Origin of the sequence: Komagataeibacter melomenusus (assembly GCF_013155395.1) — a bacterium.
Lineage (GTDB): Bacteria > Pseudomonadota > Alphaproteobacteria > Acetobacterales > Acetobacteraceae > Komagataeibacter > Komagataeibacter melomenusus.
The window spans coordinates 18,930-39,118 of sequence record NZ_JABJWC010000018.1; the positions used below are offsets into that span (position 1 = coordinate 18,930).

Sequence of the window (20,189 nt, forward strand, 5' to 3'; positions counted from 1 at the left end):
GACATGGCCCGCATTGAAGAGATCATGACCCTTGCCCCGGTTATTCCGGTGCTGGTCATTCACGACCCCGCCCATGCCCGCCCGGTGGCCGAGGCCCTTGTGGCCGGTGGCCTGCGCGCGCTGGAGGTGACCCTGCGCACCGACTGCGCGCTGGAAGTCATTGCCGAGATGGCGAAGGTGGAAGGCGCCGTTGTGGGCGCTGGCACCGTGCTCAATGGCGATGACCTCAAGCGCTCGGTCGATGCGGGGGCGCGCTTCATTGTCAGCCCCGGCCTGACCACGGGGGTTGCGCAGGCCGCACGGGCGAGCGATGTGCCGCTGCTGCCCGGCACGGCCAATGCCAGCGACATCATGCGCGGGATGGACCTTGGCCTTTCGCACTTCAAGTTCTTCCCCGCCGTGGCGGCGGGTGGCATCCCGGCGCTGAAAGCGCTGTCCGCCCCGTTTGGCCAGGCGCGGTTCTGCCCCACCGGCGGCATCAAGGCGGAGACCGCAACCGAGTGGCTGGGCCTGCCTGCCGTGCTGTGCGTGGGCGGGTCGTGGCTGGTGCCCGCAGGTGCGCCGGATGTGGCGGCTATTACCGCGCGCGCAAGGCAGGCAGCGGCGCTGAAAGGCTGATAAAATCAAAAGTTTCCGGGCGCCGCCTTTTTAAAATAAGGCGGCGTTCCCCGGAGCTGTTTGAAAAACGCGCCATCAATAGCACCGCCCCATGCCAACCATCGTCTTTCAGGCCATGACGCCATAAGATCCTGCCTGTCATTCAAGGGAACAGAGTCATTATGGATCAGGCACAGGCGGAAGCAATCGTTGCATGCAACGCCCCCTTCAGTCCCCATTTCCGCGATGGGTCCTTCCTTGGCAGACTGCATGAGGAATGGATCTGGGATGAAGGCGAATTCGCGCAGTTGAAGCAGGCCATCACCTGCCTGACCCATCATAAATGCCAGGATGCCGCGATACGCGCGCAGGCATTCGATATCTTCAGCTACCTGATGTCCGTTGCATTGCTCAGCCATTGCAACCCCGATGATCTGTACAGGATCGCCAATATGGATACCGACCTGTTCTGGGCACGGCGCGAAGAAGTGCAGATGGTGTTCGATCATTTCCTGGGTAGCTGGCAGTTCCGCCCGGCCTGACGCAGCCCTGCCCTACCACACCCGCCGGAAGGTCAGGTTGTAGCGGCATGGCCCCGTAACCGGATGCTGTCCTGCCCGCAGCGGCGCAATGCCGTGAAAGACAGGCCGCGACGGGCCGCCCCACACCACCACATCACCATGTAGCAACGGAATACGCCGCACCGGGTCGGCACGCTGCAACCCACCCCATTGAAAGATGGCAGGCAGGCCGAAGGAGACGGACACAACCGGCGCATCCGCCCGCTCGTCACCATCCTGATGCAGCCCCATGCGCGCGCCGGGGCGGTAGCCGTTGATCAGGCAGGTATCGGGCGCAAACCCTTCATGCCCCGCAAGCCGCGCCGCCACGATGGCCCAGTCCCGCCACGCAGGCGGCAGGGCGGGCCAGGGCTGGCCGGTCATGGGGTCGCGGGTTTCATAACGGTGGCCCTGCGCGTCACTGCACCACCCTGCCGCCCCGCAACAGGTCATGGCAACCGACATGGTGCCCCCGCCCGCCACTGTCATGCGCCGGAAGGGCGAGAGGCGGGCAATCTGCTTTACACCCGCCAGCATCTCCTGCGCCTGTGGCGCGGCATGACCGCGCAGCACCATGGCCCCGGCATCGAGCACTTCATGCCTGGGCGCGGAGGCTGGCGGTGGGTCGAGCATGAATTCCTGCTGCATCTACCCTGTATACCCCCTGTGCCCTGCCACGAACCATAGGCAACCATTGCTTTCCTGATGCTGCCGGTTTTCAATAAAGGCAGCATTGTTCAAAACTTTTTGGGAAAAGCTTCACCAAAAACCAGGCATTGCATCCATCACGGAAGGAACCATATTCATGGATGAAAACCAGCCGGTATTGGTCGCCATACCAGCCCTGATATTACTGCTACTGCGCAAAGAAGAAGAAAAAGGTTCTCCCCTCACGAAAGAAGAAGTCTTATCCATAAGGGATAACGCTGCCTGCATGACCGTACCCTATTTCGCAGCCCTTCAGGCAAGTAAACAGCGCGGTTATGATGACATATCACTGGAAAACGCGTGGGAAGACTGGTGCCAGGTACGACCCGGTCTCGTTGGTGATGGCACGTCCTGACGACCGGGGCCGAACCCGGCCGGGTTCCTGATGGCGCCATCCTTTCCTGTCGCATCGATACCGGCATGAAGGTATGAGGCCAGTCCGCCGCACCCTTTTGCAAGCCTCCACATAAAAAAGGGGCACCCGCACCGGATGCCCCTTCCCGTAGCAAGACAGCGCTCAATCAGAAGCTGTTGTCATCGCCTGCGTCAAACCCGCCACCATCATCGCCACCACCGGCATCAAAACCGGAATCCGCCGTGGTGCCGCCACCGGCAAACGGGTCGGCGCCGCCGGTGCCAGCCGTGCTGTCACCATAGTTGTTGTTGATGATGGTCTCGCCCGTGCCGCCCTGGGGCATGCCGCTGGCAAAGCCGCCATCATCATGGTGCCCGCTGAACAGGCCGGTCAGCGCGTTGCCCATCATCATGCCACCGGCCACACCGGCTGCCGTGGTCAGCGCGGAGCCCAGAAAGCCCGACCCCCGCGCGGGGAACATGCCCGGCTGCATGCCCTGCGGGTAGACCGGCTGCGGCGGCGGGCTGGAAGGGGCAGCCCCACCCCAGCCCGGCGGCGGGGGTGCTGCCTGCTGCGCGCGCTGCCCGCCACCAAAAATACCGCTGAGGAACCCGCCACCGCTGCCACCCGATGACTGCTGCGGCGGCACCTGCTGGCGCATCTGCTGGATCTGCTGCTGCGCCTGCTGGAGCTGCCACTGAAGCTGGCGAATCTGGTTCTGCGCCTCGGCCAGGGCCGCTTCCTGCACCACGGCGGTCTGGGTGATGCGGTAGCGGGCTTCAGGATATTGCTGGAACATCTGCCCGATATACTGATCGGCCTGCGGGTCGATCGGCGGGAGGGCATTTGTCGTCTGCGGCACGCTACCGGGGGCATTGCCCCCCACGCGGGCAAAAAACTGTGTGATCAGTGCGCGTTCCTGGTCATTCATCCTGTCTGTCCTGCCTTGGGCTGGGAATACCGTCTCCCTGCCGATGTGGTCCGTGCGGGCGCAATAAGCAAGGCCCAAACCCGCCATGCGGGGCCGCTTTGGGCGTATGGCACGCCCGACCTTCCGGTCGGGGCCGCATAACGGTATGCTGTCCGGCGATTTTGCGCCAGATGGTGCAGACCTCTCCCCGTTTACCGGAGCATCTCGTTCATGGACCCGGCCCCCGTGCCCCGATCACCCACCTCACCGCGCCCGCTGTCATTCCAGGGGCTGATCCTGAAACTGCACCAGTTCTGGTCCGATCAGGGCTGCGCCATCCTCCAGCCCTATGATACGGAGGTGGGTGCAGGCACACTCTCGCCGCACACCACGCTGCGCGCCCTTGGCCCCAAGCCATGGAAGGCCGCCTACGTGCAGCCGTGCCGCCGCCCGTCCGATGGCCGCTATGGCGAGAACCCGAATCGCCTCCAGCACTATTACCAGTACCAGGTCCTGCTCAAGCCCACGCCGGAGGAGAGCCAGAAGCTGCTGCTCGACAGCTACCGCGCCATCGGCATCGACCCGCTCGAGCACGACATCCGCTTTGTGGAGGATGACTGGGAAAACCCCACCATCGGCGCCTGGGGCCTGGGGTGGGAAGTGTGGTGCGATGGCATGGAGGTGACGCAGTTCACCTACTTCCAGCAGGTTGGCGGCATTCCCACCGTCATGCCGTCCACCGAACTGACCTACGGGCTGGAACGGCTGGCGATGTACGTGCAGGGAATCGAGAATGTCTATGACCTCGATTTCAACGGCCAGGGCCTGAAATATGGCGATGTGTTCCTGCGTGCCGAGCAGGACTATTCGCGCCACAACTTCGAGGTGGCGGATGTGGAGATGCTGCACCGGCACTTCATCGACGCCGAGCGCGAATCCACCACCCTGGCCGAGGCCGGGCTGGCCCAGCCCGCCTATGACCAGTGCCTCAAGGCCAGCCACCTGTTCAACCTGCTCGACGCGCGCGGCGTGATCAGCGTAAGCGAGCGCGCCGCCTATATCGGCCGCGTGCGCAACCTGGCCAGGCGCTGCTGTGAAACGTGGCTGGCGGGCGAGGAATAAGAGATCATGCTCGAACTGCTTATCGAACTCTTCTCCGAGGAAATTCCCGCCCGCATGCAGGCGCGCGCGGCAGCCGACCTCGAACGCCTCGTAACCGAGGCGCTGGATCCCCTCAAGCCGCGCGCGGCCACGGCCTATGCCAGCCCGCGCCGCATTGCGCTGTCACTCACGGTTGATGCCACCGTGCCCGGCAGCACGGTCAATGAGCGTGGCCCACGTGAAGGCGCGCCCGAAAAAGCGCTGGCCGGCTTCACGCGCAAGCATGGCGTGACACAGGATGCGCTGACGCTGGAAAACGGCTTCTGGGTCCTGCACCGAGACATCCCGCCGGTGGATGCGGCCACACGAATTGCCGAGGTGCTGCCCGGCCTGCTGCGCCGCTTCCCGTGGCCCAAATCCATGCGCTGGGGCGTGGGCAGCGCCTTTACATGGGTCCGCCCGCTGCGCCGGATCGTGTGCCTGCTCGATGGAAAAGTGGTCGATTTCACGCTGGCGGAAGGCGAGGATAACGGCCACGGCCTGCAATCTGGCAACCTGACCGAAGGCCATCGCTTCACGGCTCCCGGCGCGTTTGCCGTCAGCAGCACGCAGGACTGGCTCGACGGCCTGCGCGCCCGTCAGGTCGAGCCTGATGCCGCCCGCCGCCGTACCCTGATTGCCGAAGGCGTAGCCCGCCTTGCGGGTGAGGAAGGACTGAGCGTGGCAGCCGATCCCGGCCTGATCGATGAAGTGGCGGGCCTGACCGAATGGCCGGTGCCCTTCCTGGGCCAGATCGATGATGAATTCATGACCCTGCCGCCCGAGGTCATGCAGGTCTCCATGCGGGTGAACCAGCGCTACTTCGCGCTGCGCAATTCCGATGGCTCGGCCGCCCCCCGCTTTGCCTTCGTGGCCAACCTGCTGCCCGGTGATGGCGGGGCGCTGACCATTGCGGGCAACGAGCGCGTGCTGCGCGCCCGCTTTGCCGATGCCCGCCATTTCTGGGATCTCGACCGCGCCGCCACGCTGGCCAGCCGCGTGCCTGCGCTCGACCGCATCGTGTTCCACGCAAGCCTTGGCAGCCAGGGCGAGCGGGTCAGGCGCATCGTACAACTCGCGGGCATCCTTGCGGGCATGACCGGGGCCGACCCGGCACAGGCCGAACGCGCGGCCCTTTTGTGCAAGGCGGACCTGACCACCGGCATGGTGGGCGAGTTCCCCGAACTGCAGGGCATCATGGGGGCCTATTACGCCCGCCACGATGGCGAACCCGCCGCCGTGGCCGATGCCATTGGCGCGCATTACATGCCGCGCGGGCCGCTCGATGCGGTGCCGACGGCCCCGGTCTCGGTCGTGGTGGCGCTGGCCGACAAGATCGACATGCTGGTGGCCTTCTTCGCCGCGGGCGAGAAGCCGGGCGGCTCGGGCGACCCGTACGCCCTGCGTCGCGCCGCCCTTGGCGTGATCCGCATCATCCGTGAAAACGGGCTGCGGCTGGACCTGGCAAAAGTGTTCTGGGAGGCCGCACAGGGCCTGCCCGAGTCCCTGCGCCTGGCCCCCGACCTGGACGTGCTGCCAGAATTCGTGGCCGACCGCCTGCGCGTGCAGCTCCGTGGCGAAGGCGCGCGGCATGACATCCTGGCCGCCGTATCGGTGGGCAATACCGATACCGACATCGTGCGCCTGCTGGCCCGCGCCAGGGCCATTGCCGACATGCTGGAAACCGATGACGGGCGCAACATGCTCGCTGCCACCAAGCGTGCCGCCAACATCCTGCGCATCGAGGACCGCAAGGACGGCCCGCATGAAGGCACGCCCAACCCCGCGCTGTATACCCAAGCCGAGGAAAAGGCGCTGGCCGACCAGCTTGCCACCACCATCCCCGCCGTCGAGCAGGCCACGGCACAGGAGCGCTACGCCGACGCCATGCGCGATGTCGCGGCCCTGCGCCCGGCACTTGACCAGTTCTTTGACAAGGTGACGGTCAATGACAACGACCCCGCCATCCGCGCCAACCGCCTGCGCCTGTTGTCGGAGCTGTGCCGCATGACGGTGCTGATCGCTGATTTCAGCCAGATCGAAGGCTGAAAAGACTTAAAAAAAACAGACGTTTTTGGGTGCCGCCTTTTTTTAAAAAGGCGGCATTCTTTTTTGAAGCTTTTGTCTGCTTCCCGGTTCAGGCCAGGTACACCAGTCGCGCGGGCCGGTTGCCATGCACCACCACCACGGCATTCTGCCGGAACCGCCGCGCCAGACCCAGCCCACGCGCAAGCCCCACCCGCACGCCATAAAGCGGCTCGGACCATCTTCCCAGCCGCCCTTCCCCCAACGCATGGGGCAGGCCGTGCAGGGCGCGGGCCAGATGCGCCATCATGCGCCGGTTCCAGCCATCGGGCCGCCTCCTGCCACCGGGGTTGCATGCACTGAGCAGAACAATATCACCCGCGGGCGCACACCCCTGCCAGCGCGGCCGGTGGCCGATGCGAATGACCGGCAGACCGGGCACATGATAGGTGCTGAGCCGGTAGGAGCGGTGGATGGCGGGCGTCGGCGGCAGGATGGCTGCCATCAGTCCTTTTCCCCCGGCGTGGTCTCGCCAAAGGTGGAATTGCGATGCACCCATGCCGACATGAGCAGCCCGAAGCCGAACATGACCATGAGCATGGCCGACCCGCCATAGGAAATGAGCGGCAGCGGCACGCCACCCACCGGGATCGCCCCCATCACCATGGACAGGTTGACCGCGCAGTACAGGAAAAAGTTCATGGAAATGCCAAGCCCGAGCAGACGCCCGAACTGGTTGCGGCTGCGCATGGCGATCAGCATGCCGCCAAATACCAGTAAAAGCAGCATGCCAATCACGGTAATGCCGCCCACATACCCCCATTCCTCCGCAATCATGGTGAAGATGAAGTCGGTCTGCTTTTCGGGCAGGAAGTTGAGCTGCCCCTGCGTGCCGCGCAGGTAGCCCTGCCCCCACATGCCCCCCGAGCCCAGCGCGATCTTGGACTGGATGATGTTGTAGCCCGCCCCCAGCGGGTCGCTCTCGGGGTGGAGGAAGGTGGTCACCCGCGCCTTCTGGTAATCATGCAGGTGGGCATAGGCGATCTTGGCCAGGAAGGGCATGGGCAGCACCAGCAGCGCAATCTGCCACAGCCGCATGCCGGCGCCAAAGAACATGCTCGCCCCCACCGTGCCGATAATGACGGCGGTGCCAAGGTTCGGCTCCTTGAGCACAAGGGCCACGGGCAGCAGCACCATGAGGGCAGGCGGCACCAGCATGAGCGGATTGCCCATGCTGCGGTAACTGATCTTGTGAAACCACGCGGCCAGCATGAGCACCAGCGCGATCTTGGCCAGCTCCGAGGGCTGGACCTGCATGCCGCCCAGCATCAGCCACCGCTCCGCCCCCTTGCCCACATGCCCCATGCGCAGCACCGCAACGAGCAGGATGAGCGAGAAGATGTACAGCGGCCACGCCATGCGCACCAGAATGGCCGGACTCATCAGGGCTATGCCCAGCATCATGACCAGGCCAAAGCAGAAGCGGATGGATTGCGGCCCGGCAAACGGCCGCGACGTGCCGCCACCGGCTGAGTACAGCGCCCCGTAGCCAATCACCGCCAGCGCGCAGATCAGCAGCACATACAGCCAGTTGACCTGCCACAGCTTGGTCAGGATCTGGAAATTGGGTTCGGCGCGCAGCAGGCGCTTCTGGAATTTCATTCCATTCTCCACAACAGGCGCGGGCATGGCGGGGGCGCGTGCGCCCGTATCAGTCCACCTCGGCCTGCGCCACTTCCTGGCCCGGGGGTTCGCGGTGGTTGACCGGGTCGCGGCGCAGGGTATCGGTCATGATATCACGCGCAAGGGGGGCTGCCACATCGGCACCGGCATTGCCGTGCTCGATCACCACGGCCGTGGCGTAACGCGGCGCGTCATAGGGCGCAAAACAGATGAACAGCGCATGGGGGCGGTATTCCCACGGCAGGTTGGCGGAGTTGAAGTGCCCGCTCTCGCGCATGGCGCGCGACACCCGCCGCACCTGCGCCGAGCCGGTCTTGCCCGCCATCTGCACGCCCGGAATGTCCAGCCGCGCCTTGGGGGCGGTGCCGCCTTCCTCGTTCACCACGGCGTACATGCCCGCCCGTATGTCTTCAAAGAAGTGCTCGGGCATGTCCATGCCCGGCGCGCGGCCAAGGTCGGTCAGGTCCGCCATGCGCCCCGCCACCGAGCGGATCAGGTGCGGCTGCACGTTGCGCCCCGTGGCAATGCGTGAGGCATAGGTGGCAAGCTGCAGCGGCGTGACCTGCACGAAGCCCTGCCCGATGCCGCTGACAATGGTGTCGCCGCCATTCCAGTGATGGCCATGCGCGCGCCGCCACGTGGGCGTGGGGATCAGCCCCTGGCGCACATGCGGCAGTTCGATCTCGGGCAGTTTGGCGCCAAGGCCGAACAGTTCGGACGTGGCGGCAATCGGGTCCATGCCGGTGCGGCGCGCGACTTCATAGAAGAACACGTCGCACGAATATTTCAGCCCCTGGCGCAGGTTGATCGTGCCATGCCCGTAGCGCGACCAGCAATGAAAGCGCGTGCCGCCCACGTCGATATAGCCGGGGCAGGTGATACGGTCGGACGGGGACAGCGTTCCCGCGCGGAGTGCCGCCATGGCCACGGCAGGCTTGAAGGTGGAGCCGGGCGGATACAGCCCCGACACCGCCTTGTTGATGAGCGGGGTCTGGCTGTTGTTGGTCCACTCGATCCACTGCGCCTGGCTTACGCCACTATCGAACAGCGAGGGGTCGAAGGAGGGGTTGCTGACCATGGCCAGCACCTCGCCATTGCGGCAGTCCATCACCACCGCGCTGGCCGACTGGTCGCCAATGCGGCCAAGCACCTGCTGCTGCAGGCCACTGTCGATGGTGAGCGCGATCTCGTCGCCCGCAAGGCCGGGGTCGCGGTCGAGTTCGGCCATGACGCGGCCCACCGCGTTGACCTCCATCTCCACCGAACCCACCTGCCCGCGCAGGTTCAGGTCCTGTGTCTGCTCGATGCCCGAGCGCCCCACGCGCATGCCCGGCAGGGCGAGTTCGGCATTGTGCACCACGTCCTTTTCGGCCGGGGGGGCGACATAGCCCACCACATGCGCCATGAGCGGGCCGAAGGGGTAGACCCGCGTGGTGCCCACATCGATCAGCACGCCCGGCAGCGAGGGCATGTTGAGTTCCAGCCGCGCCATGTCATCCCATGACAGGAAATCACGCAGCATGATGGGGATGAACCGCCGCTTGTGGCGCAGTTCATGCTCGATGCGCACGCTGTCGCGCGGCTCGAGCGGCACGAGCTGGGCAAAACGCTCGAGCGTGCCGTTGATGTCGCTGGTTTCCTCCGCCAGCAGCAGGGCGCGCCAGTTGATGCGGTTGGCCGCGACCGAGATGCCGAACCGGTCGGTAATGCGCCCGCGCGGCGGGGCAAAGAAGCGTTTGCTCAGGCGGTTGTTTTCCGCAAGCTTCGCATAATGGCTGCCGTTGAGAACCTGAAGCCCGTACAGACGTTCACCCAATGCCCCGAGCACCGCGCCCTGGGCCGCCATGAGCAGCAGGGCGCGCCGGGTAAAGACGCCACGGGAGGGATTCTTGCCCTCCTCCGGGCGCGACATGAGCCGGTTGCCGGATTTCTTCTTGCGTAACTTCATTTACTCATCCGGCACGCAGGCCGTGGCACCGGCTTCAGGCGCGGTCCGCGTTATTGACGACAAAACGGTAGGTCCAGACAAATCCCGTATAGAGAACAGGAAAACTGCCAAAGGCCAGGACTGTCTCGAACACAAAGGGCAGGAACTCCACGATATGCAGCGCCAGCGCGCAGCACAGCACCCATTGTAGCGCCGTAACGCCCACCATCACCACGCCAAACACAAGCCACAGAACAAAAAAATTAACCCTTGCCAGTGTATAACGCCCCGACAGGGCCACGCCATGCACGATCAGCATCATGAGCAGCATCACCCCCGCGGGGCCGAAACTCAGGATATCCGCCCATATGCCCAGCACGAACACCGCCAGCGAGGGCATGAGCACCGGCACGAACACCGACCACAGGAAAATGGTGGCCATGATGATGGCGGGCATCAGTTCGACCTGCCCCGGCAGGTTGAGCGGTGCCGAGAGCACCAGTGTTGCAAAGAACACGAACAGGAACGGCACGCTGCTGCGCACGCCATGGTCGATACGGTAGCCCAGCCCGGAGCGGGGATGGATGCCGGGGCGGATCGGGGGCGGGGTGAAGGTTTTCATCCGTGCAGGCCCTGGTCGGGGTGCGCGGGCAGGGGCATGGTGCCGCCGCCTGCGGGCAGGGGCACGCGGCCCGGCGCATCAGGCGGCACCACGCTGTCCTCATAATCGAACACGCGCAGCATATCGACATGGTCGAGATCGGCCGCGGGCACCACTACCGGCTGGCCGGGACGCAGGTAATGCACATGCCCCACCGGCAGGCCGGCGGGCAGGCTCTCGATCTCGCCATTGGTCACGACACGCTCGCCCTCGATCGGCACATTGTCCTGCGGGTAGAAGATGATGCGCGGCAGGGCTGAATTGTCGCCCGCCATGATGGCAGCCGCATGGCTCGATTCCAGCGTAACCGGCAGGCGGCTTGACGAATCGGTAATCAGCAGCACCCGCGCCGAGCGCCGCCCCACCTCGGTCACGCGGCCAACCAGCCCCGCGCCATCAAGGGCGATGCCCCCCTTGCGCACCGCCGTATCGGGGTTGAGCGACAGCAGCACCGCGCGCGCGTACAGCCCGCTGGTATCGCGCACCACCCGCCCGCTGACGAAGGTGGGCGCGTTATCGGGAATCCAGTGCAGGTTGGCCTTCAGCGTCGCGTTTTCATCGGCCAGCGCGGCCGCCACGTCATACCAGTGGCGCAGCGATGCGTTCTCGGCGCGCAGGCGGATGTTCTCGGCCTCAAGGTTGCGGATGTCCTGCAGGTTGCCTGACACCCAGCGCAGCTTCTCCTGCGGCCAGGCCACCAGCCCATAGGCGGGGGCGAGCAGGTCGGCGGTGTTCATGCGCAGTTTTTCGATCAGGCCACGATCGGCCTTGCCCAGCAGGATCACGCCGCAGGCCACGAGAATGAGGGCGGGCAGCACAAGCTTGCCCAATGCCTGGCGGAACTGGATGGAGACAGGCATCACACACGCACCCCACGCGCGGCGGCGCCGTGCCGGTCGGATCGTTCATTCCTGCCTGCTCGCCGGACCTGCATCGTCCTGCGTCTCCCCCCTCGGCACGCCGCCCTGCCTTGCGCCGTGGGCGGCGGCCGTCGTTAGTACATGCTTGTCAGTACATTGCGCAGGCGCTTCATTTCCTCAAGCGCGCGCCCCGTGCCCATGGCCACGCAGGACAGCGCATCCTCGCCCACCGTAACCGGCAGGCCGGTTTCACGCCGCAGCACTTCATCAAGCCGGTACAGCAGCGCGCCGCCACCGGTCAGGACGATGCCCTTGTCCACGATATCGGCCGCGAGTTCAGGCGGGGTATTTTCAAGCGCCGTGGTCACCGCGTCAAGAATCTGGCTGACGGGCTCGGCCAGGCTCTCGGCAATCTGCGCCTGCGAGACAACAACCTCGCGCGGCACGCCATTGATCAGGTCGCGGCCCTTGACCTCGCGCCACGGGCCGGGATCATGCGGGTCATCAGGCGGCATGGCCGAGCCGAGATGGATCTTGATCTGCTCGGCCGAGCTTTCACCAATCAGCAGGTTATGATTGCGGCGGATGTAGGAGATGATCGCCTCATCCATCTTGTCACCCCCCACGCGCACCGAGCGGGCATACACGATGCCGCCGAGCGAGATGACGGCCACTTCCGTCGTGCCACCGCCGATATCGACGATCATGCTGCCCGAAGGCTCGGTAACCGGCAGGCCCGCGCCGATGGCCGCCGCCATGGGTTCCTCAATGAGGAACACCTTGCGCGCACCGGCACTTTCAGCGCTTTCCTGGATGGCGCGGCGCTCGACGGCGGTGGAGCCCGACGGCACGCACACAATGATCAGCGGGCTTGCGAACATGCGCCGGTTATGGACCTTGCGGATGAAATGCTTGATCATTTCCTCCGCCACCTCAAAGTCCGCGATCACGCCATCGCGCAGCGGGCGGATGGCCGTGATGTTGCCGGGCGTGCGGCCAACCATCTGCTTGGCTTCCTCGCCTACCGCGAGCACCTGCTTCTTGCCCCGTACCTCTGCCAGCGCGACGACCGAAGGTTCGTTCAGGACGATGCCACGCCCCTTTACGTAAACCAGCGTATTCGCCGTGCCGAGGTCGATCGCCATGTCAGCGGAAAGCAGACCCAGTACACGAGCAAACATCCAGAACTCCCGACAACAACCACCAGACAGGACCGTCCATCTCCCGACCGGCGGCACCGCATGCCCTCATGGCATGGCTGCGTCACGTCGAAAACCGTCTGGGTAAGGTCGAGGGATTACCGGTGCATGGTGGCAGGGGCAAGAGGCGAGAGGGTTTTAATTTATTAAAATCTTCATAGCCGGACGGATTGTTACAAATTGCCCCTCTTTGGTCATGGCCAAACCACCATCACCGCTTCATCTATACCCTGTACAGGCGGAAAGCGGACCATCGTGGCGTCGCCCGTCAACAAGAGCGGAAAAACCTACATGAAGACTTCATCGCCCCGCATGACCATTCGCCCGGCACTGCTGCTTGCGGCGACGCTGTGCCTCGGCCTTGGCGCATGCGAGGACACGCGCGACCCCGGCCAGCGCGCCATTGGCGGCGGCCTGCTCGGCGCGGGTGGCGGCGCGCTGATCGGGGGGCTGGCAGGCGGCGGGCAGGGTGCCGCCATCGGCGCGCTGGCCGGGGCGGCGGGGGGCGCTGCCATCGGGGCGGCCACCACGCCGCGCAACCGCCCCCGTGGCGAGGCGCCTTCCACCGTGTGCGCGGGGGGCCGGGTGCTGCCGCCGGGCTACGGGCCGCAGAGCTGCCCCGAGGCCGCGGCCCAGCGCGCGGGCTATGGCAGCCAGCGCGGCTATGCCACCCCCAGCTACCCCCAGCAGGGCGGCTATGGGCAAGGCGCGTATGGCCAGGGCGGATATGGCCAAGGTGGATATAGCCAGGGTGGATATGACCAGAGCGGCTATTACGGCCAGCAGCAGGGTGGCTATGCCCAGCCCTATGGCTACGGGCAGGAAGGCGGCTACCCGCAGGGCTACGAAGGCGAAGGCGGCTACTAAGCCCCGGAACGACAACGCCCCGCCGTGACATGACACGGCGGGGCGTTGTGGCGGCATCTGGTGCCGCCTTTACTTGAATAAAGCAGCATTTCTAGTGCAGCTTTTCTTTGCTCAGGCCTCGAGGGCAGCAGGCTCGGCGCGGTCACGCTTGACCAGCAGCTTGTTGAGCGCATGCACGTAGGCCCGCACGGCCGAGACCAGCGTATCGGCATCCGCGCCCTGGCCATCGACCAGCTTGCCATCTTCTTCCAGCCGCACGGAGGTGCGGGCCTGCGCGTCGCTGCCCTCGGTCACGGCGCCGACGGAATACAGTTGCAGCGTCGCATCATGCGGCACGATGGCGCGGATGGCGTTGAACGCGGCATCGACCGGCCCCTGCCCTTCCGCGCGGCCTTCACGGCGCGCGCCATCGACTTCCAGCACCAGGTCGGCGGTGGCGGGGCGGCGCGAGCCTGCGGTGACATCGAGCGAGATGAAGCGGATGCGGGCATGGTCGCGCACTTCATCATCAACCAGCGCCACCAGATCCTCGTCGTAGATGACCTTCTTGCGGTCGGCCAGATCCTTGAAGCGCGAGAACGCCTCGTTGAACTGGTCTTCTTCCAGCTTGTCGTACCCCATCGCCTTGAGCTTGTCGCGGAAGGCCGCACGCCCCGAATGCTTGCCCAGCACCAGCGAGGAGCGCGTCCAGCCCACGCTTTCGGGCGTCATGATCTCGTAGGTGGCGGCATTTTTCAGGATGCCATCCTGATGGATGCCGCTTTCATGCGCAAACGCGTTGCGGCCCACGATGGCCTTGTTGGGCTGCACATCAAAGCCGGTGATGGTGGCCAGCATGCGCGAGGTGCGCAGCAGGCGCTCGGTATGGATGCCGGTGGTGAACGGCAGCACGTCATGGCGCGTGCGCAGCACCATGATGATTTCCTCCAGCGCCGCGTTGCCCGCGCGCTCGCCAATACCGTTGATGGTGCATTCCACCTGGCGCGCGCCCGCCTTCAGCGCCGCGATGGTATTGGCAACCCCCAGCCCCAGGTCATTGTGGTTGTGGGTGGAGAAGATAACGCCATCGGCCCCCGGCACGCGGGCGCGCAGGTCAGCGAAGATGCGGGCCATGTCCTCGGGCGTGGAATAGCCCACCGTATCGGGGATGTTGATGGTGGTCGCCCCCGCGCGGATGGCGGTCTCGACACAGCGGCACAGGAAGTCGGGCTCGGTGCGCGAGCCATCCTCGGCGGACCATTCCACGTCATCGGTGAACTGGCGGGCGGCGCGGTTGCCGGCCTCAATGACTTCCAGCACCGTTTCAGGCTCCATGCGCAGCTTGTACTTCATGTGCAGCGGCGAGGTGGAGATGAAGTTATGGATGCGCCCGCGTTTTGCCGGTTTGATTGCCTCGCCCGCGCTGGCGATGTCGTTCTTGCCGCCGCTGCGTGCCAGCGCGCATACCACGGTGTTCTTCACCTTCTGGGCAATCTGGTGAACGCTGTCGAAATCACCTTTCGAGGCCACGGGAAAGCCCGCCTCCATCACGTCCACGCCCAGTTCTTCCAGCGCTTCTGCCATGCGCAGCTTCTCGGCGAGGTTCATGGAAAAGCCGGGCGACTGCTCGCCATCACGCAGCGTCGTGTCAAAGATGATGACGCGGTTGGCGTCGATGCGGCCAAAGGAAGGATGGTCGATGCTCATGGTAATACCCCGGACTTGGTCCTGTTATGTGGCGGGAGGCGGCACGGTTGCGTGCCCCTGTCATTCGTTTCGCAAACCGGCATGAACCGGCCTGATCAATCCCCTGGGCGCACCGGCACGCGGCCGGCCCTGATCGCTCAGGGGCGGATAAGTCGAAGACGAAGAAGCCCGGCACCGGCACATGCGCGCGCGGACAGGTGCGCGTGTGCGCCCGTTCCAGCCCCGGCAATGTGCGCGATCGTTACCATGCCGGGCACAATACAGCCCCGAACCCTGATTGCAACCGTAAAAGCGCACCCCCTTCAGCCCGTGGCGTGGGTGACCATGCTGTCGGTGGCGAAATAGCGGTCGATGGCCTGCACCATGGCCCCTGCCACCACCATGCGGTGCGCCGCCTGCCTCAGTGCCGCTTCATCCATGTGGTTGGACATGAAGCCCATCTCGACCAGCACGGAGGGAATATCAGCCGATTTGAGCACCACGAAGGAGGCATGCCGCGAAGGATGCTGCAACAGCCCGACGCGCGGGCGGAAGGCGGTGACGATGCTGCTGGCCATGTGGGCGGCCCCATGGCGGGTTTCCTCGGTGACGAGGCTGGCCAGGATTTCCTGCACCTCGGGCGAGTCCGCATGCACCTGCGGGCCGCCATAGCGGTCAGCGCTGTTCTCGGTGCGCGCGAGCATGGCGGTCTGCCGGTCCGATGCTTTGGAAGAGAGCGTATAGACACTGGCCCCGCGCACGGCGCGGTTGGTCAGCGCATCGGCATGCATGGAAATGAACAGCGAGGCCTTGTGGCTATGCGCGATGTCCACCCGGCCCTCAAGCGGGATGAAGCGGTCATCGGCGCGCGTCATGGCCACGCGGTAGCGGCCGCTGGCCTCAAGCTGGCGCTGCAGTTCGCTGGCTGCCGCCTCGGCCACATGCTTTTCATACGTGCCGGAAATGCCGATGGCGCCGGGGTCCTTGCCGCCATGGCCGGGGTCGAGCATGACCAGCGGCTTCGGCGCCGCCGCCCGCCCCACGATGGCAGGCGCGTGCAGCGGGTGGGTGGCATGGCGGGCTGCGGCCGCCGCATGCACGTGGGCCGGCACATGCGATGCCACCCCCGCCAGCGCCTGGCCGGGCAACAGCACGCCCAGCCCCGCCACGACAGCGCGGCGCGGCAGCACGGGGTCGGGCCTGCGCGCCGGCGGGGCCGCCTTTTTTCCATCAGGCCAGCCAGGGATCATGCATCGGGTTCCGGTCAAGATTGTTGTTGGGTGATAGGCCCTGTTTCCTTACCACCATCCACGCCCTTCGTCAGCGGGATAAACGCAAGGCCCTTGCAGGACGGGCCGCATTGCGCCATGCTGCCCAGCCGTGATGGACCGCGCCCGGTCTGGCTGCCCTGCCGGCATGCCTGAACGGGGCGGAATGCCAGCAGGCATGACTTCAAAACTCCATCCGGCATGCATCATGCATGCGCGACATGCGCTTACCGGTACGCTTACCGGCCACGCCACGGCGTGGGGGCACATGCCACGCACGACCTGAGGCAGCCGCGCCGGTGTTCCCCATCGACAGGAAACCGGATGGCATACCAGTCGATACGGAAGGTTCCGCCCCGGCAATCAGGCCGGGCCGCGCCCTCCCCAGCCAGGACAGAGGATGGATTGGACACCACGCGGACCTTTTCCGCATATGCGATGACACCATGCGCGAACACGGGCGGCACGATCATGCCGCATCCGCTCGCAGCCCATGGCCTGTCCGCCCGCGCAGGGCGCGGTGGTCTCCCGTCCGGTTTCAGTCACGGCTTTTTCAATCATGCTTTTGTCCGCTCCCCCGCCCTTCCTGCCGCCACGACTCGCGCGCAGCCCGGATGCCGGAGCGTGACACACCGGAGTGCGCCTATTTATGAGCAAACGCATGCTGATCGACACGACCCACGCGGAAGAAACCCGCGTGGTCGTGATGGATGGTAACCACCTTGAGGACTACGATGTCGAAGCCGCTTCCAAGAAGCAGCTCAAGGGCAACATCTACCTCGCCAAGGTTATCCGTGTAGAACCCAGCCTTCAGGCTGCGTTCGTGGATTATGGCGGCAACCGCCACGGCTTTCTCGCCTTCAGCGAAATCCACCCCGATTATTACCAGATCCCCGTAGCCGACCGCGAAAAGCTGCTCGCGCTGCAGGAGGAGGAACGCCGCGCGGAAGAAGAACGCCGCGCGCGTGATGACGAGGAAGAAGACGCCCCCCGCGCCGAGGACGAGGCCGAAACCCCCGCGGGCGATGAAGGCGACGAGCCCGAGACCGTAGGCGGCGAGAACGATACCGGTGACGAGGCCCAGGCCCAGCGCCGCATCGCCCGCTTCCTGCGCAACTACAAGATTCAGGAAGTCATCCGCCGCCGCCAGATCCTGCTCGTGCAGGTGGTCAAGGAAGAGCGCGGCAACAAGGGTGCGGCGCTGACCACCTATGTCTCGCTGGCGGGCCGCTACTGCGTGCTCATGCCCAACTCGCTGCGTGGTGGCGGGGTTTCGCGCAAGATCACCTCGGTGGCCGACCGCCGCCGCCTGCGTGACATCATCACCGAGCTTTCGATCCCCCGCGGCATGGCCATGATCGTGCGCACCGCCGGCGCCCAGCGCCCGCGCGCCGAGATCATGCGCGATTGCGAGTACCTGCTGCGCCTGTGGGATGACATCCGCCAGCACACGCTGGAATCCGTCGCCCCCGCCCTGATCTATGAGGAAGCGAGCCTGATCAAGCGCGCCATCCGCGATATCTACACGCGTGAGGTGAGCGAGATCCTGATCGATGGCGAGCCGGGCTGGAAGTCGGCGCGCGAGTTCATGCGCATGCTCATGCCCCAGAACGCGCAGAAGGTGCGCCTGTGGCAGGACCACGAGCAGACCCTGTTCTCGCACTACAAGGTGGAGGGGCTGCTCGATTCCATGCTCTCGCCTTCCGTGCAGCTCAAGTCGGGTGGCTACCTGGTCATCAACCAGACCGAGGCGCTGGTCGCGATCGACGTGAACTCGGGCCGCGCCACGCGTGAGCGCAACATCGAGGAAACGGCGCTGCGCACCAACCTCGAAGCCGCCGAGGAAGTCGCCCGCCAGCTCCGCCTGCGTGACCTGGCCGGGCTGATCGTGATCGACTTCATCGACATGGAAAGCCGCAAGCATAACGGCATGGTCGAGCGCAAGCTCAAGGATGCCCTGCGCACCGACCGCGCGCGCATCCAGGTAGGCCAGATCTCGCATTTCGGCCTGCTGGAAATGTCGCGCCAGCGCCTGCGCCCCTCCATTGCCGAATCCGCCTTCATGCCCTGCCCGCACTGCCAGGGCACCGGCATCGTGCGCGGGATCGAAAGCTCGTCGCTGCACGTGCTGCGCGCGATCGAGGACGAGGGCATGCAGCGCAAGGCCGCGGAAATTACCGTGCAGGTGGCACCCGAGGTTGCGTTCTACATCCTCAACAACAAGCGCGCCTGGCTTTCGGAAATCGAGACGCGGCACAAGATGCAGGTCGTGTTCGCGCCTGATGCCACGCTCCAGCCGCCCGAGTGCAAGATCGAGCGCGTGCGCCAGCAGACGGCCCGCTTCGAGGCCCCGGCCGCCATCGCGCATGCCCCGGCTGAAACCAGCCATGTGCGCGAGATCCAGATCCAGGCCGAGCCGCCGGTCGCCGAAACAACCCCGGAAGCCCCGGCCAGCACGGAAGAGGACGAGGATATCGCCTCGGGCACCGACCACCGCCGCCGCCGTCGCCGTCGTCGCCGTCGCGGTTCGGCGGCCACCACGCCCGAGCAGACGACCGAGACGCCGCAGCAGCCCACCGCCGTGGAACCGGCCCCCGTGCCTGCTCCCGCGCATGAAGCCTATCGCGGCCCCACCCCGGCTGATCCGTATGGTGACCCGATCATCGACATCTTTGACGTGATCGAGCAGACCACGGCGCCTGCCGAGATCGTGGAAGAGGTTGTGGAAGCCGAGCCTGCGGTCGTTGCCGTGGCGGAAGAAGAGGAAGCGCCCAGGCCGCGCCGCCGCCGCCGCACGCGCCGCCGCACCCCGGTGGAAACGGAAGCCACCGCCGAGGCCCCGCAGGCCGGGGCGGAAGCCGAAGCAAGCGCGCCGGAGCCCGAAGCCACCGTTGTGGAAGTGGAAGCCACCCCTGCCGAGCCGGTGGTTGTGGAAGCCGTGGCCGAACCCGTGGAGGAAGCGCCCAAGCCGCGCCGCCGCCGCGCGAGCAGCACAACCACCACCACGCGCACCCGCCGCACCAAGGCCGCCGCCAAGACGCCGGAGGAAACCCCGGTCGAGGCAGCAGCCGCAAGCGCAGCGGAAGAGGCCGCACCCGCTGCGGAAGCCGCACCCGCCAAACCCGCGCGCAAGCGTGCGGCCAGCCGGAGCACGGGCACGACGACGGCCACCACGCGCCGCCGCACCACCCGCAAGACGGCTGCCAAGGCGGATGAGGCTGCCGAGGCCACGGCAGAAGCCCCTGTGAAAGCGGAAGCCGAAGCCCCGGCTGCGGAGGAAGCCCCCAAGCGCCGCCGTGCCCCGGCACGCCGCAAGAAGGCCGAGCCTGCCGCCACCGAGGCAGCAGAGGCCCCGGCGGAAGTGGTTGCCGAGCCAGTGGAAGCCGCACCGGCCAAGCCTGCGCCGCGCAAGCGGGCCACCACCCGCAAGGCTGCCACCACCACGGCGACAGCCACCCGCACGCGCCGCCGCAAGAAGGCGGAAGACGCAGCGGAACCGGCAACGGATGAGGCGGCTGAACCTGCCGCATCGACCGAAGCGGAAGCGACACCCCGCCGCCGCACGGGCTGGTGGAAGCGCTGAGTGCAGCGTGACTGACTGACCAAGTAGAAAACCTGCCTTCGCAAGAAGGCAGGTTTTTTATTGTTCGAATGAATTCTGTTTTCATCAAAAGTTTTTGGTAAAGCTTTTTTCAAAAACCTTCGAAAGAACGCCGCCTTTTTGAAAAAAGGCAGCACCCAAAAACTTTTTTTATTTTATTATT

General features: G+C 65.6%; 17 protein-coding genes. 7 read left to right on the plus strand and 10 right to left on the minus strand.

All coding sequences use genetic code 11. The features are described from left to right. The first annotated feature begins 3 nt into the window (after positions 1–3). Complete coding sequence (eda, locus tag HNW77_RS08635) at positions 4–618, plus strand: bifunctional 4-hydroxy-2-oxoglutarate aldolase/2-dehydro-3-deoxy-phosphogluconate aldolase (protein ID WP_172156932.1); 615 nt, start codon at positions 4–6, stop codon at positions 616–618. Between the two features lie 161 nt (positions 619–779). After that, positions 780–1,139 carry a hypothetical protein gene (locus HNW77_RS08640; RefSeq protein WP_172156934.1) on the plus strand — a complete coding sequence of 120 codons (360 nt, stop codon included), beginning with the start codon at positions 780–782 and terminating at the stop codon, positions 1,137–1,139. Between the two features lie 12 nt (positions 1,140–1,151). Here the strand turns inward: HNW77_RS08640 and alkB are convergent, their stop codons facing one another. Continuing rightward, entirely contained in the window at positions 1,152–1,805 is a 654-nt protein-coding gene (alkB, locus tag HNW77_RS08645; RefSeq protein WP_196781834.1) for a DNA oxidative demethylase AlkB, read from the minus strand. A 157-nt stretch (positions 1,806–1,962) separates the two neighbouring features. Between alkB and HNW77_RS08650 the strand changes: the two genes are divergently transcribed. Then, the gene (locus HNW77_RS08650) at positions 1,963–2,220 is read left to right on the plus strand and encodes a hypothetical protein (RefSeq protein WP_172156936.1); all 258 of its coding nucleotides are present in this window, start codon (positions 1,963–1,965) and stop codon (positions 2,218–2,220) included. Between the two features lie 166 nt (positions 2,221–2,386). On the opposite strand, the gene HNW77_RS08655 is transcribed toward HNW77_RS08650, so the two are convergent. Then, positions 2,387–3,151: a DUF2076 domain-containing protein gene (locus tag HNW77_RS08655; protein ID WP_172156938.1), complete on the minus strand. Its 765-nt coding sequence runs from the start codon at positions 3,149–3,151 to the stop codon at positions 2,387–2,389. 210 nt (positions 3,152–3,361) lie between these two features. Here HNW77_RS08655 and HNW77_RS08660 point away from each other — a divergent pair, with 210 nt between their 5' ends. Both HNW77_RS08660 and glyS read left to right on the plus strand, forming a co-directional pair. Continuing rightward, positions 3,362–4,252: a glycine--tRNA ligase subunit alpha gene (locus tag HNW77_RS08660; protein WP_172156940.1), complete on the plus strand. Its 891-nt coding sequence runs from the start codon at positions 3,362–3,364 to the stop codon at positions 4,250–4,252. Between the two features lie 6 nt (positions 4,253–4,258). Further along, a complete protein-coding gene (gene glyS / locus HNW77_RS08665) occupies positions 4,259–6,319 on the plus strand; it encodes a glycine--tRNA ligase subunit beta (protein WP_172156942.1) in 2,061 nt (686 codons plus the stop codon). Between the two features lie 88 nt (positions 6,320–6,407). Here glyS and HNW77_RS08670 read toward each other — a convergent pair whose 3' ends face one another. From HNW77_RS08670 to HNW77_RS08695, 6 genes are all read right to left on the minus strand, one after another. Further along, positions 6,408–6,800 (minus strand): DUF3293 domain-containing protein, encoded by a 393-nt coding sequence (locus HNW77_RS08670; RefSeq protein ID WP_172156944.1) that lies wholly within the window; start codon positions 6,798–6,800, stop codon positions 6,408–6,410. Further along, positions 6,800–7,957 (minus strand): rod shape-determining protein RodA, encoded by a 1,158-nt coding sequence (gene rodA, locus HNW77_RS08675; RefSeq protein ID WP_172156946.1) that lies wholly within the window; start codon positions 7,955–7,957, stop codon positions 6,800–6,802. The genes HNW77_RS08670 and rodA overlap by 1 nt, the downstream gene beginning before the upstream one ends. 49 nt (positions 7,958–8,006) lie before the next feature. Continuing rightward, on the minus strand, positions 8,007–9,926 hold the full coding sequence (gene mrdA / locus HNW77_RS08680; protein ID WP_172156948.1) for a penicillin-binding protein 2: 1,920 nt from the start codon (positions 9,924–9,926) through the stop codon (positions 8,007–8,009). 34 nt (positions 9,927–9,960) lie between these two features. Then, positions 9,961–10,527: a rod shape-determining protein gene (locus tag HNW77_RS08685; protein ID WP_172156950.1), complete on the minus strand. Its 567-nt coding sequence runs from the start codon at positions 10,525–10,527 to the stop codon at positions 9,961–9,963. Continuing rightward, positions 10,524–11,426 carry a rod shape-determining protein MreC gene (gene mreC / locus HNW77_RS08690; RefSeq protein WP_172156952.1) on the minus strand — a complete coding sequence of 301 codons (903 nt, stop codon included), beginning with the start codon at positions 11,424–11,426 and terminating at the stop codon, positions 10,524–10,526. Before mreC ends, HNW77_RS08685 begins: the two co-directional genes overlap by 4 nt. 134 nt (positions 11,427–11,560) lie before the next feature. Further along, positions 11,561–12,607: a rod shape-determining protein gene (locus tag HNW77_RS08695; RefSeq protein WP_172156954.1), complete on the minus strand. Its 1,047-nt coding sequence runs from the start codon at positions 12,605–12,607 to the stop codon at positions 11,561–11,563. Between the two features lie 309 nt (positions 12,608–12,916). Here HNW77_RS08695 and HNW77_RS08700 point away from each other — a divergent pair, with 309 nt between their 5' ends. After that, positions 12,917–13,492, plus strand: a complete 576-nt coding sequence (locus HNW77_RS08700) for a YMGG-like glycine zipper-containing protein (RefSeq protein ID WP_172156956.1) — start codon at positions 12,917–12,919, stop codon at positions 13,490–13,492. 111 nt (positions 13,493–13,603) lie between these two features. Here the strand turns inward: HNW77_RS08700 and HNW77_RS08705 are convergent, their stop codons facing one another. Continuing rightward, entirely contained in the window at positions 13,604–15,178 is a 1,575-nt protein-coding gene (locus HNW77_RS08705; protein ID WP_172156958.1) for a 2-isopropylmalate synthase, read from the minus strand. A 302-nt stretch (positions 15,179–15,480) separates the two neighbouring features. Beyond that, the gene (locus HNW77_RS08710; protein ID WP_241694368.1) at positions 15,481–16,407 is read right to left on the minus strand and encodes an N-acetylmuramoyl-L-alanine amidase family protein; all 927 of its coding nucleotides are present in this window, start codon (positions 16,405–16,407) and stop codon (positions 15,481–15,483) included. 667 nt (positions 16,408–17,074) lie between these two features. On the opposite strand from HNW77_RS08710, the gene HNW77_RS08715 reads away from it, so the two are divergent. Then, positions 17,075–20,008, plus strand: coding sequence for an Rne/Rng family ribonuclease (locus HNW77_RS08715; RefSeq protein WP_172156962.1), 2,934 nt, complete (start codon positions 17,075–17,077; stop codon positions 20,006–20,008). The last annotated feature ends 181 nt before the right edge of the window (positions 20,009–20,189 follow it).

Bases quoted from the DNA above. Each gene is read 5' to 3' on its own strand.
- eda (WP_172156932.1), top strand. From the start codon at position 4: ATGGCCCGCATTGAAGAGATCATGACCCTTGCCCCGGTTATTCCGGTG.
- HNW77_RS08640 (WP_172156934.1), top strand. From the start codon at position 780: ATGGATCAGGCACAGGCGGAAGCAATCGTTGCATGCAACGCCCCCTTC.
- alkB (WP_196781834.1), bottom strand. From the start codon at position 1,805: ATGCAGCAGGAATTCATGCTCGACCCACCGCCAGCCTCCGCGCCCAGG.
- HNW77_RS08650 (WP_172156936.1), top strand. From the start codon at position 1,963: ATGGATGAAAACCAGCCGGTATTGGTCGCCATACCAGCCCTGATATTA.
- HNW77_RS08655 (WP_172156938.1), bottom strand. From the start codon at position 3,151: ATGAATGACCAGGAACGCGCACTGATCACACAGTTTTTTGCCCGCGTG.
- HNW77_RS08660 (WP_172156940.1), top strand. From the start codon at position 3,362: ATGGACCCGGCCCCCGTGCCCCGATCACCCACCTCACCGCGCCCGCTG.
- glyS (WP_172156942.1), top strand. From the start codon at position 4,259: ATGCTCGAACTGCTTATCGAACTCTTCTCCGAGGAAATTCCCGCCCGC.
- HNW77_RS08670 (WP_172156944.1), bottom strand. From the start codon at position 6,800: ATGGCAGCCATCCTGCCGCCGACGCCCGCCATCCACCGCTCCTACCGG.
- rodA (WP_172156946.1), bottom strand. From the start codon at position 7,957: ATGAAATTCCAGAAGCGCCTGCTGCGCGCCGAACCCAATTTCCAGATC.
- mrdA (WP_172156948.1), bottom strand. From the start codon at position 9,926: ATGAAGTTACGCAAGAAGAAATCCGGCAACCGGCTCATGTCGCGCCCG.
- HNW77_RS08685 (WP_172156950.1), bottom strand. From the start codon at position 10,527: ATGAAAACCTTCACCCCGCCCCCGATCCGCCCCGGCATCCATCCCCGC.
- mreC (WP_172156952.1), bottom strand. From the start codon at position 11,426: ATGCCTGTCTCCATCCAGTTCCGCCAGGCATTGGGCAAGCTTGTGCTG.
- HNW77_RS08695 (WP_172156954.1), bottom strand. From the start codon at position 12,607: ATGTTTGCTCGTGTACTGGGTCTGCTTTCCGCTGACATGGCGATCGAC.
- HNW77_RS08700 (WP_172156956.1), top strand. From the start codon at position 12,917: ATGAAGACTTCATCGCCCCGCATGACCATTCGCCCGGCACTGCTGCTT.
- HNW77_RS08705 (WP_172156958.1), bottom strand. From the start codon at position 15,178: ATGAGCATCGACCATCCTTCCTTTGGCCGCATCGACGCCAACCGCGTC.
- HNW77_RS08710 (WP_241694368.1), bottom strand. From the start codon at position 16,407: ATGATCCCTGGCTGGCCTGATGGAAAAAAGGCGGCCCCGCCGGCGCGC.
- HNW77_RS08715 (WP_172156962.1), top strand. From the start codon at position 17,075: ATGAGCAAACGCATGCTGATCGACACGACCCACGCGGAAGAAACCCGC.